The organism is Mycobacterium sp. IDUB_17 (genome assembly GCF_055419465.1).
Map to the genome: position 1 here is coordinate 234,164 of NZ_JBVAXS010000005.1, position 13,502 is coordinate 247,665.

Sequence of the window (13,502 nt, forward strand, 5' to 3'; positions counted from 1 at the left end):
ACCGGGCGAGGGGTTGCCACACCCACCACGCGCGCCGCCCGGCAAGTAGTGTCAGACCCCGATTGGCTCGTTCGCGCAAACTGGGAGGACCGCGGCATGACCACCGAATCGACAGCTACCCCCGCGCAGCAGATCGCTGCGGGTTACGCAGTCGAAGGCCAGGCATTGGAATTGGGAACGGTAGTCGTCGACGGCGCCGTCGACCCGGCCGCGCAGGTCCGCATCCCGTTGGCCACGGTCAACCGGCACGGGTTGATCGCGGGTGCCACCGGTACCGGTAAGACCAAGACGTTGCAGGTGATCGCCGAGCAGCTCTCGGCGGCCGGCGTTCCGGTGCTGATGGCCGACGTCAAGGGCGACTTGTCCGGCCTGGCCCGCCCCGGAACCGCCAACGACAAGACCGATCAGCGCGCCAAGGACACCGGTGACAGCTGGACGCCGACGGCGTTCCCGGTGGAGTTCCTGTCGCTGGGCACCGAGGGCATCGGGGTTCCGGTCCGGGCCACCATCACCAGCTTCGGCCCGATCTTGCTGTCAAAGGTATTGGGGCTCAACGCTACTCAGGAGTCCACCCTGGGGTTGATCTTCCACTGGGCCGACCAGAAGGGTCTGCCGCTGCTGGATATCAAGGATCTGCGTTCGGTAATCCAGTACCTCACCAGCGACGAGGGTAAACCCGAGCTCAAAGCGCTCGGCGCGGTGTCGCCGACCACCGCGGGGGTCATCCTGCGCGCGCTGGTCAACCTCGAGGCCGAGGGTGCCGACACCTTCTTCGGGGAGCCGGAGCTGGAACCCAAGGATCTGCTGAGGACCGATGCCCAGGGCCGCGGCATCATCACGCTGCTGGAATTGGGCGCCCAGGCGGCGCGGCCGGTGATGTTCTCCACCTTCCTGATGTGGGTGCTGGCCGACCTGTTCACCACGTTGCCCGAGATCGGCGATGTCGACAAACCCAAGTTGGTGTTCTTCTTCGACGAGGCGCATCTGCTGTTCAACGACGCCTCCAAGGCTTTCCTCGATCAGGTGGAGCAGACGGTCAAGCTGATCCGCTCCAAGGGCGTCGGCGTGTTTTTCTGCACCCAGCTGCCCACCGACATCCCCAACAACGTGCTGTCCCAGCTGGGCGCCCGGGTGCAGCATGCGTTGCGCGCCTTCACCCCTGATGACCAGAAGGCCCTGTCGAAGACGGTGCGCACCTACCCCAAGACCGATGTCTACGACCTGGAGAACGCACTGACGTCGTTGGGTATCGGCGAGGCGGTCGTCACCGTGCTCTCGGAGAAGGGTGCGCCGACGCCGGTGGCCTGGACTCGGATGCGGGCGCCGCGGTCGTTGATGGACACGATTGGCACAGACGCGATCACAGCGGCCGCCAAGGCCAGCCCGCTGCAGGCCACCTATGGCCAGACCGTGGACCGTGATTCGGCGTACGAGCGGCTGGCCGCCAAACTGGCCCCGCCGCCGTCGGCCGAGGATCCGGGCGGCTTCGCCGGGGTCGAGGCCTCAGGTGAGATCGAGGCGATGCCCGCCCCCGCACAGCCCCAAGAGCCGGGGATGCTCGAGCAGGTGATCAAGAGTTCGGCGTTCAAGAGCGCCATGCGTTCGGCGGGCACCGTCATCGGCCGCGAGATCACCCGCAGCATCTTCGGGACCGGCCGCCGCCGCTGAGCGGCGAATCATGCGCAGCTGAGCGCAGCACCGCTTTCCACGTCAGGGTCGTGGTCCGTGAGGATCAGCAGCCCTGGCGTAGAAAACGGCGCCGAGAAGCGCGAGAAGGCGAGAAGTTGAGAAGCCGAGAAGCGCAAGAAAACTAGCCGCCGCCGAGCTTCTTGTAGACAGCGCCGACGATCGGCGTGACGATGCCGCGCGGCGCGTAGCCGCTGGCCATCGACATGGCCTTGGACGTGACGCCGGGAACCACGCGCATCTTGTTCTTGTCGAGGCCGTCCAATGAGAGCTTGGCGGTGTATTCGGTTGAGATCCACAGGAAGTCGGGGATCAGTCGTTCGACCAGGGACTGCTCGGACGCGTCGGGCAGCTCGGTGCGGACCGGGCCCGGCGCCAGCACGGTGACGTGCACGCCCGCGCCCTTGAGCTCGCCGCGCAGCGACTCGCTGAACGTGTTGGCGAACGCCTTGGACGCCGCGTAGGTGGCGTTGTTGGGGATCGGTGAGTTGCCTGCCGCCGATCCGGAGGTCAGGATGCCGCCGGAGCCGCGCTTGACCATTCCGGGCAACACTGCCAAGACCAGATCGTGCACGCCGAGCACGTTCAGCTGCACCTGCGCCTTCTCGCCGGCCGGATCGAGGTCGACGACCGGGCCGAAGGTCGCGGTGCCCGCATTGGCGCACAGGATCGAGATTTCGCGCTGGGCCAGTTCGTCGCACAGGACGCCTCGGGCCGTGGGGTCGACGAGGTCGACGGCACGCACCTCGACGATCACGCCGTAGCGCTCGGTGAGACGTTGCGCCAGTGACGTCAGCACGTCCTCCCGTCGCGCGGTGATGATGAGGTTGTGGCCGCGGGCGGCGAGTTCGGTGGCCAACGCTTCGCCGATGTTCTGCGAGGCGCCGGTGACCACGGCACGGGCATCCGGACTGGGTGCGGGTACTGGCATGCGGCCAATCCTAAGAGGAGCGGGAGGCCATAAGGTGGCGGGCATGACGAACCCAGGGCGAGCGAGGGTGCTCGCGTGGGCATTGTGGGACTGCGGCGCGACGGGCCTCAACGCCATCGTCGTCACCTTCGTGTTCTCGGTGTACCTGACCGGCAGCGTCGGCGCGGATCTCCCCGGGGACACCACGCCGGCCAGCTGGCTGGGCCGGGCCATGACGGTCGCCGGTCTCATGGTGGCCCTGCTGGCCCCCGTGACGGGTATCTGGGTCGACGCGCCGCAGCGGCGGCGCGGGGTGCTGGCCGTGATGACCGGTGCGGCCGTGATGTTGACGGCGGCGATGAGCCTGATCCGTGACGATCACCGCTACCTGATGCCCGGCCTCATCCTGCTGGCCTGCACCGCAGCCTGCAACGAGCTGGCCACCGTGCCCTACAACGCCATGCTGCGACAGCTGTCCACTCCCGAGACGTCCGGCCGGACCTCCGGGCTGGGCCTGGCGTTGGGCTATGCCGGCAGCGTCGTGCTGTTGCTGCTGGCCTACGTCGGGTTCATCGCCGGTGACGGGGACACCCGTGGCCTGCTGGGCATTCCGGCCGCAGACGGGCAGAACGTGCGGGCGGTGATGCTGCTCACCGCGGTCTGGTTCGTGTTGTTCGCGCTGCCGATCTTCATCGTGGTGCCGCGGGTGACCGACGCAGTCCCGGTCGAACGCATCGGCTTCTTCGGTGCCTACCGCAAGTTGTGGGCCGAGATCCGCAGTGAATGGCAGCGCGACCGCAATGTCGTCTACTACCTGGTGGCGAGCGCGGTGTTCCGCGACGGGTTGGCCGGGGTCTTCGCGTTCGGAGCGGTGCTGGGTGTCAACGTCTATGGCATCTCGCAGGCGGACGTGTTGTTGTTCGGGATCAGTGCCTGCGTGATCGCGGCAGTCGGGGCTGTCAGCGGTGGCCTGCTCGATGATCGGGTGGGCTCCAAGCCCGTCATCGTCGGATCTCTGGTCTGCCTGATCGTGGTGGCGCTGTCCCTGCTCATGCTGTCAGGACCGGTGGCCTTCTGGGTGTGTGGCCTGCTGCTGTGCCTGTTCATCGGGCCGACGCTGTCCTCGGCGCGCACCTTGATGCTGCGGATCACCGCGGACGGCAAGGAAGGCGTGGCGTTCGGGCTCTACACGACCGTCGGACGCGCGGCCTCGTTCCTGGCCCCGTGGCTGTTCTTCACCTTCATCGACTTCTTCGGCGCCGACCGCGCCGGGATGGGCGGTCTGGTCCTGGTGTTGGTCGTGGGACTGGCGGGCATGCTGGCCGTGCGGGTGCCCGCACGGCAGCCCGGTCCCGCCGTACCGACACCGTGAGCCCACGGAGACTTACCGACTCCGTCGGCTCACGGTTCAGGGAGTGCCGACGCAGATCGTGATTCCCGAGCCGGTGCGGTGCTGGGTTTGCACACCGTTGACGGTCACGGAGCAGGCGACGTCAGGGCCGAAGTTCACGACGCTCACACTGGCGGTTTCGGTCGCGGGTGCGGCGAGCTCGACCTGCTTGCTCCACGGCAGCGGGACGTTGAACTCGGTCTGGAGCATGTTGCCGGTGTCCAGGTAGGTGATGTTGATGGCCCGGCCCTCGCCGGTGACCTCGTAGGTGACGCTCTCGGTGGGCCCACCAGGGGTGGTCGCCGTGGGCGGCGCGGTGGTGGGCGCCGGGATCGTGCGCGGAGCGCGCGAGGTCGTGGTGGGCGCCGTCGGCGACACGCTGAAGCTTGGTTGCGGGGTGATCGGCTGCGGTGCGACCACGGTCTCCTGGCTTGACCCGTTGGCGATCACCAGCGCGATGACGAGGCCCAGGACCACCAGGATCGCGACCGCCGCCAGGATCCACAGCCAGAGCCGGGGTTCGTGGTTGTCGGGCTCCGGCGGGGCAGGGGTGCCCGGCGGTGGGGAACCGGCCCCGTATTGGCCGGTTGCGCCTGCGTCGTATCCGTAGGGAGGGTAGGACGGCAGCTGTTGGGTGGGATTCGGCGCCGAGGATCCAGCCGGTGGCGCCGGATTGGGTACAGCCGGGTACGAGCCCTGATACGGCGGCTGGTTCGAGTACGCCGGATCGGGATAGTCCACGGGGTAGCCGCTACCGAACGATTGGGTCGGCTCGGATCCGTCGCGGCGTGGTGAATCGGTCATGCCCACCTCATGGCTGCGAGGGTACCTGTGCGGATGCTCAGTCCGCTGCGGCCGAGGTCGCGGCGAGCGAGTTGCGGGGACATGCTGGAGTGGACCGCAGAACTGACGGGAGGACGCGAGGTGGCCGCAGATCGGCACGTGCGGGTGAACTACGGCGCGTCGTTGTCACCGGATGCGACGGCTTTTGCCCACTTGGTCGACGACGGCGGCTACCCGCGCGCGGTGCAGCGGTTCCTGCGCGGCTGGCGGGCCAGCTCGTCACGCGACGTCGAGCTGCCCGTGGTCGGGCCCGTGACGAAGGTCATCCATTCCGCCGACGGCCACTGGCTGGCCTGCCAGGTGGCCCCCGAAGGCGGGACCCGCAGCCAGATCTGGGTGGTGACCACCGATCCCGACGACCGTGACGCGCGCAGGATCGACTACTGGCCGGCCGACGCCGAAGGCACCGCGGAACTCATCAGCTGGGACGGCACCCAGGTCGCGGCGATCCTCACCGGGGAGGACGGCGTCGGCAGTTCGTGCCTGATCGATCCGGCCACCGGGGACACCCTCGTGCTCGACCGGCGCTCGGGCGGTCGGCTCGTGGACGCGTGGGCGGGCGCCTCGCTGGTGCGGGTCGGCCCGCGCGGATACCAGGAGCTCATCATGTTGTGGGGGCTCACCGAAATTGCGCTGCTGCCATCGGATCCCGGCTCGGTCACCGATTTCGGTGTGATCCTCGACGATCACACCCCGCGCCGGCTCCGCAGTGGTATCGACGGCGAGACCACGCTGTACCACCCGGCCGGCACGTACGGGCCCAACAGCACCGAGGGATTCGTGCGGGCACTGATCCGCAGTGACAACGGCGCCGCGCATGCGCGTCTGCTGGAGGTCACCGTCACCGCCGAGGGGGTGACGTATCACGTCGTCGCGGAGCGGGCCGGCTATGAGCTCGACGAGTTCGTGGTCAGTGACGATCTGTCCACGGTCGCGTTGTTGTGGAACATCGACGGCCGCTCCGAGCTGCAGATCCTGGAGTATGCCGACGAGACGCTGTCGGCACCGATTCCGCTGCCCGGTCCGGTTGCCGGTGAGCTGAGTATCAGCGCGGGCGGCTCGATGGTGGCGGTGACGGTGCAGGGGCCGTCGCTGCCGCGCACGGTCGAACTCGTCGATCCACGTTCACTGGAATGGGAGCGGATCGACCGGGAGCCGAGCAGCGGACCGTTGACCTCGGCGCCGACGCTGGAGCGGATAACCGCGCGCGACGGGTTGGAGCTCACCGGGTGGTTGTACCGGCCGCACGGCGAGGTGGTGGGCGCGGCGATGTTTCTGCACGGCGGCCCGGAGGGGCAGGCGCGGCCCGAATACAACGAGATCTTCCCGGCGCTGCTCGATGCCGGTATCGCGGTGCTGACGCCGAATGTGCGCGGCTCGGGCGGATTCGGCCGGGCATTCGTGCACGCCGACGACAAGGAGTTGCGGTTCGCCGCGATCGACGACGTCGCCGATTGCGCCCGGTATCTGCTCGACCTGGGGATCGCGCCGGCCGACCGGCTGGCCTGTACCGGATGGTCGTACGGCGGCTATCTGACCCAGGCGGCATTGGCTTTTCATCCAGAGTTGTTCGCCGCGGGCATCAGCATCTGCGGGATGAGCGACCTGAACACCTTCTATCGCACCACCGAGCCGTGGATCGCGGCGGCGTCCTATCCCGAATACGGCCATCCGGTTGCGGATCATGATCTGCTGGAACGGCTTTCGCCGCTGCCGAAGGCAGATCAGGTGATCGCGCCACTGTTGCTGGTGCACGGCGGCAACGACACCAACGTGCCGCCTGACGAGTCGCGTCAGATGTATGACGCGCTCACTGTGCTGGGGCGTACCGCCGAACTCCTCATCTTCGAGGACGACGGGCACGAGATCGCCAAGCGGGAGAACCGTGCCGTGCTGGTCGATGCCGCGACCCGTTGGTTGGCCAAGGCGTTCGGCGTCTAGCCGCTTGCGGTGAGCGCCGCCAGTGTCATCCGGCGCAGTACCGCGCGTGAATGTGTCTTGGGTGCAGCGGGTCTCACGCTGTACGGGGTGGAGTTCAGCAGGCCGAACGCGGCATGGGCCATCACCCGGGCATCGTCCTCGGTCAGGTCCGGGTCGAGCCGCGTCAGGACCGTCACCCAGATCTCCACATACTGACGCTGGGCGCGGCGCACCTGTCGTCTGGCCGTATCGGGAAGGTGGGCCAGGTCGCGGTCCTGGATGCGGATCAGGTCGGATTCACCGAAGACGAAGTCGAGGTGGAAGTCCACCAGGGCGTCCAGCGACTCTGCGGGGTCGTCGGTCCGCGCGGTGACTTCCTGTGCCCCGGCAAGCAGGCGGGTACTGATCCCGACGAGCAGTTCGACCAGCAGGGCTTCCTTGTTGGGGAAATGCCGGTAGATGGCAGGTCCGCTGATTCCGACCGCCGAGCCGATGTCCTCCAGGCGCACCGCGAGATAGCCGCGTTCGGCCACCAGCCGCTCGGCGGCAGCGATCAGCTGGCTACGGCGATCGGATTTGGCCTTACTGCGACGAGTGACGGCGCTGTCGGGCATGGCGCCTCCGGGAGGGTAGACAACTCAGTTAATGAAAACTAACCTATCACGAGTTAGTTGTCATTAACCGAAATGGGAGCTGCCTTGTCATCGCACCGCGACGAGCATCTGGCGCTGGTCGACCAGCTGCGCGCCAAGCTCGCCACCGCCGCCCTCGGCGGCCCCGAGCGGGCCCGTCAACGTCACGTCGACCGGGGCAAATTGCTGCCCCGCGACCGCGTCGACGGCCTGCTGGACCCGGGCAGCCCGTTCCTGGAGATCGCCGCGCTGGCGGCCGACGGGATGTACGACGACGAATGTCCGGGCGCCGGAATGATCGCCGGCATCGGCCGGGTCTCCGGCCGGGAATGCCTGATCGTCGCCAACGACGCCACCGTCAAGGGCGGCACGTACTACCCGGTCACGGTCAAGAAGCACCTGCGCGCGCAGGAGATCGCCCTACAGAACAAGCTGCCGTGCATCTACCTGGTCGACTCGGGCGGTGCGTTCCTGCCACGCCAGGACGAGGTGTTCCCAGACCGCGAGCACTTCGGTCGCATCTTCTACAACCAGGCCACCATGAGCGCACAGGGCATCGCGCAGATCGCCGCCGTGCTCGGCTCGTGCACCGCGGGCGGGGCGTATGTGCCTGCGATGAGCGACGAGGCCGTCATCGTGCGCAATCAGGGCACGATCTTCCTCGGCGGTCCGCCGCTGGTGAAGGCGGCCACCGGTGAGATCGTCACCGCCGAGGACCTCGGCGGCGGGGACCTGCACTCCAAGACCTCGGGCGTCACCGACCACCTGGCCCACGACGACCGTGACGCTCTGCGGATCGTGCGCAACATCGTCGCCACCCTGGGGCCGGCCGAAGCGCCGCCGTGGGCGGTGGCGCCCACCGTGGACGCCGTCGCCGACCAGACCGAGCTCTACGACGTGGTTCCGGTCGACGCCCGCGTGCCCTACGACGTGCACGAGGTGATCACGCGCATCGTCGACGGCGGCGAGTTCAACGAATTCAAGGCCGAGTACGGCACCACCCTGGTCACCGGGTTCGCCCGCATCCACGGCCACCCGGTCGGCATCGTCGCCAACAACGGTGTGCTGTTCGGCGAATCCGCGCTCAAGGGAGCGCATTTCATCGAGCTGTGCGACAAGCGCAAGACGCCGTTGTTGTTCCTGCAGAACATCTCCGGGTTCATGGTCGGCCGCGACTACGAGGCGTCGGGCATCGCCAAGCACGGTGCCAAGATGGTCACCGCGGTGGCCTGTGCCCGGGTGCCGAAGCTGACCGTGGTGATCGGCGGCTCCTACGGCGCGGGCAACTACTCGATGTGCGGGCGCGCCTATTCGCCCCGGTTCCTGTGGATGTGGCCCAACGCGCGCATCTCGGTGATGGGCGGCGAGCAGGCCGCTTCGGTTCTGGCCACCGTGCGCGGCGAGATGAGCGCCGAGGAGGAAGAACAGTTCAAGGCGCCGATCCGGGCCCAGTACGAGCACCAGGGCAATCCGTACTACTCGACCGCCCGGCTCTGGGATGACGGGGTGATCGACCCGGCGGACACCAGAACCGTGCTCGGACTTGCCCTTTCGGTTGTCGGCCAGGCTCCGCTGGAGCCGGTCTCCTACGGCGTATTCCGGATGTGATGATGACCTCAAGTTCATTGTTTGACACAGTCCTCGTCGCCAATCGCGGCGAAATCGCGGTGCGGGTCATCCGCACCCTGCGGACCATGGGCATCCGATCGGTGGCGGTCTTCAGCGACGCCGACGCGGCGGCGCGCCACGTCCTCGAGGCTGACGTGGCTGTCCATATCGGCCCTGCCGCGGCGCGCCAGAGTTACCTGAACATCGACGCCGTGGTCGCGGCTGCGCAGCGCACCGGTGCGCAGGCGGTACACCCCGGCTACGGATTCCTCTCCGAGAACGCCGAGTTCGCCGCCGCACTGCAGGCCGCGGGCATCGCTTTCATCGGACCGCCGGCTTCGGCGATCGCCACGATGGGGGACAAGATCGCGGCCAAGGCCGCGGTGTCGGCGTTCGGTGTCCCCGTCGTGCCGGGTATATCGCGTCCCGGCCTGACCGATGAGGATCTGATCGCGGGGGCGCCCGAGGTCGGCTTCCCCGTCCTGGTCAAGCCGTCGGCAGGTGGTGGCGGCAAGGGCATGCGGGTGGTCGAACAGGCTGCCGATCTTCCTGCCGCGTTGACCAGCGCCCGCCGCGAGGCCGCCGCCGCCTTCGGCGACGACACCCTGTTCCTCGAACGATTTGTGTTGCGGCCCCGGCACATCGAGGTGCAGGTACTGGCCGACGGCCATGGCAACGTGATTCACCTCGGCGAGCGCGAATGCAGCTTGCAGCGCCGGCACCAGAAGGTCATCGAGGAGGCGCCGTCACCGCTGCTGGACCCGGCCACCCGGGCGCGCATCGGGCAGGCCGCCTGCGATACCGCGCGTAGTGTCGATTACACGGGTGCAGGCACCGTGGAATTCATCGTGTCCGCCGATGCGCCCGACGAGTTCTTCTTCATGGAGATGAACACCCGGTTGCAGGTCGAACATCCGGTCACCGAGATGGTCACCGGAGTTGACCTGGTGGAGCAGCAGGTCCGGATCGCCGCAGGCGACAAGCTCGCGATCGGCCAGGACGACATCGTGATGACCGGCCATGCCGTAGAAGCGCGGGTCTACGCCGAGGACCCGGCCAACAGCTTCCTGCCCACCGGCGGCCCGGTGCTCGGGCTGCGGGAGCCCAGTGGGCCGGGCGTGCGGGTGGATTCCGGCCTGGCCGCAGGCACCGTGGTCGGCAGTGACTACGACCCGATGCTCTCGAAGGTCATCGCCCACGGCGCCGACCGGACCGCGGCGTTGCACAAGCTGGACCGGGCGCTGGCCGATACCGCGGTGCTGGGCCTGACCACCAACACAGAGTTCCTGCGCTTCCTGCTGGCGGATCCCGATGTGGCCGCGGGCCGGTTGGACACCGGCCTGCTGGACCGTCGCGCACCCGATTTCGCGCCCCAGGCCCTCGGCGATGCAGAGCTGATCGCGGCGGCGGCCTACCAGTGGATCAGCAACTGGGTGCAGGCCGGCGACGAGCTGTGGGCCCGGCCGACCGGCTGGCGGGTGGGGGAGCGTGCCCCGGCCGCATTCCGGCTGCGGGCCGCCGAGCGCACGGACCACGTGTACCTCACCGGTGTCCCGAGCCGGGCCACCGCGTCGGTCGAGAACGGCGAAACCCACACTCTGAGTGCCGCTTTCGCTGGCGACCAGTTCACCGTCACCCTCGATGGCATGCGTACCGAGTATCTGGTCGCCACGCAGCTGAGCGGAGGCGTCGGTCAGCTCTGGCTTTCGGGCGGTGGACGCAGCTACGTCGTCGAGGAAGTACGTGAGGCGCCGGTGCGGCCCGATGACGAGCACAGCGGCGACGCCGAACTCGTCAGCCCCATGCCGGGGTCGGTTGTGGCCGTGGGTGTTACGAACGGCGCTGAGGTGACGGCCGGCACCACGGTGGTCACCGTGGAGGCGATGAAGATGGAGCACGCCCTGACCGCACCGATCGACGGTGTGGCCGAACTACTCGTCGCCGTCGGCGACCAGGTCAAGGTGGGTCAGCCACTGGCCCGAATCACCGCTCACACACAGGAGAACGAGCAATGAGCGACTTTCTGTCGACCGGCACGCTGCCGGATCACTACGCGGAACTGGCCAAGACCGTCCGCGACTTCGCCCAGAGCGTGGTCGCCCCCGTGGCCGCCAAGCACGATGAGGAACATTCGTTCCCCTACGAGGTCGTGGACGGCATGGCCGACATGGGCCTGTTCGGTCTGCCGTTCCCCGAGGAGTACGGCGGCATGGGCGGCGATTACTTCGCACTGTGCCTGGCCCTGGAGGAACTCGGCAAGGTCGACCAGAGCGTGGCCATCACGCTGGAGGCCGGAGTCTCGCTGGGCGCCATGCCGGTCTACCGCTTCGGCAACGACGCGCAGAAGCAGGAGTGGCTGCCGCTACTGTCCAGTGGCAAGGCACTGGGTGCGTTCGGCCTGACCGAGGCGGGCGGTGGCAGCGACGCCGGCGCCACCAAGACCACCGCCAAGATGGACGACGGCCACTGGATTATCAACGGCTCCAAGCAGTTCATCACCAACTCCGGCACCGACATCACCAAGCTGGTCACCGTGACCGCGGTGACCGGGGAGCGTGAGGGCGGCAAGAAGGAGATCTCCTCGATCCTGGTGCCGGTGCCCATCGAGGGATTCACCGCCGAACCCGCCTACAACAAGGTGGGCTGGAACGCCTCGGACACCCACCCGTTGAGCTTCGACGACGTCCGGGTGCCGGCCGAGAACCTGCTCGGCGACCGTGGCCGCGGCTACGCCAACTTCCTGCGCATCCTGGATGAGGGCCGCATCGCCATCGCGGCGCTGTCGGTCGGTGTCGCGCAGGGCTGCGTGGATGAATGTGTGAAGTACGCCAAGGAACGTCAGGCTTTCGGCGCAGCCATCGGCACGTACCAGGCCATCGCCTTCAAGATCGCCCGGATGGAGGCCCGAGCCCACGCGGCCCGCGCGGCGTACTACGACGCGGCCGCGCTGATGCTGTCCGGCAAGCCGTTCAAGAAGGCCGCCTCGGTGGCCAAGCTGGTGTCCAGCGAGGCCGCGATGGACAACTCCCGCGACGCCACCCAGATCTTCGGCGGCTACGGATTCATGAACGAATACCCGGTGGCGCGGCATTACCGGGACAGCAAGATCCTCGAAATCGGCGAGGGGACAACCGAAGTGCAGCTGATGCTGATCGCGCGGGAGGCGGGCTTGTGAGCGAAGCCAAGAAAGTAATCGAGCAGCGCGGGCTGTGGTTCGAGGAGTTCGAGATCGGTGTGCGTTACCTGCACCGTCCCGGTCGCACGATCACCGAGGCCGACAACGTCCTGTTCACCACGCTCACCATGAACACCCAGGCACTGCACCTGGATGCCGCGTTCTCCGACGCCCTGCCGCCGTTCAACGCCCGGTTGGTCAACTCGATGTTCACGTTGTCGACGCTCGTCGGGCTGTCGGTGGCCCAGCTGACCCAGGGCACCATCGTCGGCAACCTCGGGTTCTCCGAGATCGCTTTCCCGAAGCCACTTTTCCACGGTGACACGCTCTACGCCGAAACCGAGATCACCGAGAAGCGGGCGTCCAAGAGCCGGCCGGGGGAGGGCATCGTGACGTTCGCGCACACGGGCCGCAACCAGCACGGTGACATCGTGGCGACGGCGTCGCGCAAGACCATGGTGCGCATGCGCCCGGAGGGAGATTCCTGATGACGGTCCAGGCACCGGGCCCGGGTTGGCTGTTCTGCCCGGCCGACCGTCCCGAGCGGTTCGAAAAGGCCGCGGCCGCAGCCGATGTGGTGATCCTCGACCTCGAAGACGGGTGCGCGGCCAAGGACCGACCGGCCGCGCGTCAGGCGTTGATCGACACCCCGCTGGATCCGGCGCGCACCGTGGTGCGGGTCAACCCGACCAGCACCGCCGACCACGAACTCGACCTGAAGGCGGTCGCGGCCACCGACTACACCACCGTGATGCTGGCCAAGACCGAGCATGCCGATCAGGTGCGCGCCCTGGCGCCGTTGGACGTCGTGGTGCTGATCGAGACACCGTTGGCCGCGCTGAACGTGGTGGAGCTGGTGCAGCCCGACAACGCCTTCGCGGTGATGTGGGGGGCGGAGGATCTGTTCGCGGTCACCGGTGGCACCGCCAACCGCTGGCCTGACGGCACGTACCGCGACGTCGCCCAGCACGTGCGGTCGCAGACTCTGCTGGCCGCCAAGGCCTACGGGAAGCTGGCACTGGATTCGGTGTACCTCGACATCAAGGATCTCGACGGCCTGCGGGCGGAGTCCGACGACGCCGTCGCCGTCGGATTCGACGCCAAGGTGGCGATCCACCCCACGCAGGTCGCCGTCATCCGGTCCGCCTATGCCCCGACCGATGAGCAGATCGCCTGGGCGCGAGCAGTGCTCGATCGGGTGGCAGGCGAACGTGGTGTCTTCCAGCACGACGGCCTGATGGTCGACGCTCCGGTTCTGCGGCGTGCCGAGCGGATCGTCGCGCTGGCACCGCGGAGCTGATCACCGGCCGGTCCTTGTCCGACACGCCTCCAATCCGT

Annotated in this window: 11 protein-coding genes; 8 read left to right on the top strand and 3 right to left on the bottom strand. The window is 67.8% G+C overall.

Annotation, left to right across the window (positions count from 1 at the left end):
- Nucleotides 1-96 precede the first annotated feature (96 nt).
- The gene (locus tag ACZYZ7_RS22040) at nucleotides 97-1,668 is read left to right on the top strand and encodes a helicase HerA-like domain-containing protein (RefSeq protein ID WP_450072785.1); all 1,572 of its coding nucleotides are present in this window, start codon (nucleotides 97-99) and stop codon (nucleotides 1,666-1,668) included.
- Between the two features lie 142 nt (nucleotides 1,669-1,810).
- On the opposite strand, the gene cmrA is transcribed toward ACZYZ7_RS22040, so the two are convergent.
- A complete protein-coding gene (cmrA, locus tag ACZYZ7_RS22045; protein ID WP_135456570.1) occupies nucleotides 1,811-2,617 on the bottom strand; it encodes a mycolate reductase in 807 nt (268 codons plus the stop codon).
- Nucleotides 2,618-2,660: 43 nt separating this feature from the next.
- Between cmrA and ACZYZ7_RS22050 the strand changes: the two genes are divergently transcribed.
- Complete coding sequence (locus tag ACZYZ7_RS22050) at nucleotides 2,661-3,968, top strand: MFS transporter (RefSeq protein ID WP_450072784.1); 1,308 nt, start codon at nucleotides 2,661-2,663, stop codon at nucleotides 3,966-3,968.
- Nucleotides 3,969-4,004: 36 nt separating this feature from the next.
- On the opposite strand, the gene ACZYZ7_RS22055 is transcribed toward ACZYZ7_RS22050, so the two are convergent.
- Nucleotides 4,005-4,790, bottom strand: coding sequence for an MmpS family transport accessory protein (locus ACZYZ7_RS22055; RefSeq protein ID WP_450072783.1), 786 nt, complete (start codon nucleotides 4,788-4,790; stop codon nucleotides 4,005-4,007).
- An 81-nt stretch (nucleotides 4,791-4,871) separates the two neighbouring features.
- On the opposite strand from ACZYZ7_RS22055, the gene ACZYZ7_RS22060 reads away from it, so the two are divergent.
- Nucleotides 4,872-6,770: an alpha/beta hydrolase family protein gene (locus ACZYZ7_RS22060; protein ID WP_450072782.1), complete on the top strand. Its 1,899-nt coding sequence runs from the start codon at nucleotides 4,872-4,874 to the stop codon at nucleotides 6,768-6,770.
- Here ACZYZ7_RS22060 and ACZYZ7_RS22065 read toward each other — a convergent pair.
- Entirely contained in the window at nucleotides 6,767-7,363 is a 597-nt protein-coding gene (locus ACZYZ7_RS22065; RefSeq protein ID WP_135456564.1) for an SACE_7040 family transcriptional regulator, read from the bottom strand. The genes ACZYZ7_RS22060 and ACZYZ7_RS22065 overlap by 4 nt on opposite strands.
- A 72-nt stretch (nucleotides 7,364-7,435) precedes the next feature.
- Here ACZYZ7_RS22065 and ACZYZ7_RS22070 point away from each other — a divergent pair, with 72 nt between their 5' ends.
- Genes ACZYZ7_RS22070 through ACZYZ7_RS22090 form a run of 5 tightly spaced genes read left to right on the top strand, consistent with a single transcriptional unit; the run spans nucleotide 7,436 to nucleotide 13,464 of the window.
- A complete protein-coding gene (locus tag ACZYZ7_RS22070) occupies nucleotides 7,436-8,989 on the top strand; it encodes a carboxyl transferase domain-containing protein (RefSeq protein ID WP_135456562.1) in 1,554 nt (517 codons plus the stop codon).
- A 17-nt stretch (nucleotides 8,990-9,006) separates the two neighbouring features.
- Entirely contained in the window at nucleotides 9,007-11,004 is a 1,998-nt protein-coding gene (locus ACZYZ7_RS22075; protein ID WP_463741941.1) for an acetyl/propionyl/methylcrotonyl-CoA carboxylase subunit alpha, read from the top strand.
- On the top strand, nucleotides 11,001-12,164 hold the full coding sequence (locus tag ACZYZ7_RS22080) for an acyl-CoA dehydrogenase family protein (RefSeq protein ID WP_135456558.1): 1,164 nt from the start codon (nucleotides 11,001-11,003) through the stop codon (nucleotides 12,162-12,164). The genes ACZYZ7_RS22075 and ACZYZ7_RS22080 overlap by 4 nt, the downstream gene beginning before the upstream one ends.
- The gene (locus ACZYZ7_RS22085; protein WP_135456556.1) at nucleotides 12,161-12,652 is read left to right on the top strand and encodes a MaoC family dehydratase; all 492 of its coding nucleotides are present in this window, start codon (nucleotides 12,161-12,163) and stop codon (nucleotides 12,650-12,652) included. The genes ACZYZ7_RS22080 and ACZYZ7_RS22085 overlap by 4 nt, the downstream gene beginning before the upstream one ends.
- Nucleotides 12,652-13,464: an HpcH/HpaI aldolase/citrate lyase family protein gene (locus ACZYZ7_RS22090; RefSeq protein WP_450072781.1), complete on the top strand. Its 813-nt coding sequence runs from the start codon at nucleotides 12,652-12,654 to the stop codon at nucleotides 13,462-13,464. Before ACZYZ7_RS22085 ends, ACZYZ7_RS22090 begins: the two co-directional genes overlap by 1 nt.
- The last annotated feature ends 38 nt before the right edge of the window (nucleotides 13,465-13,502 follow it).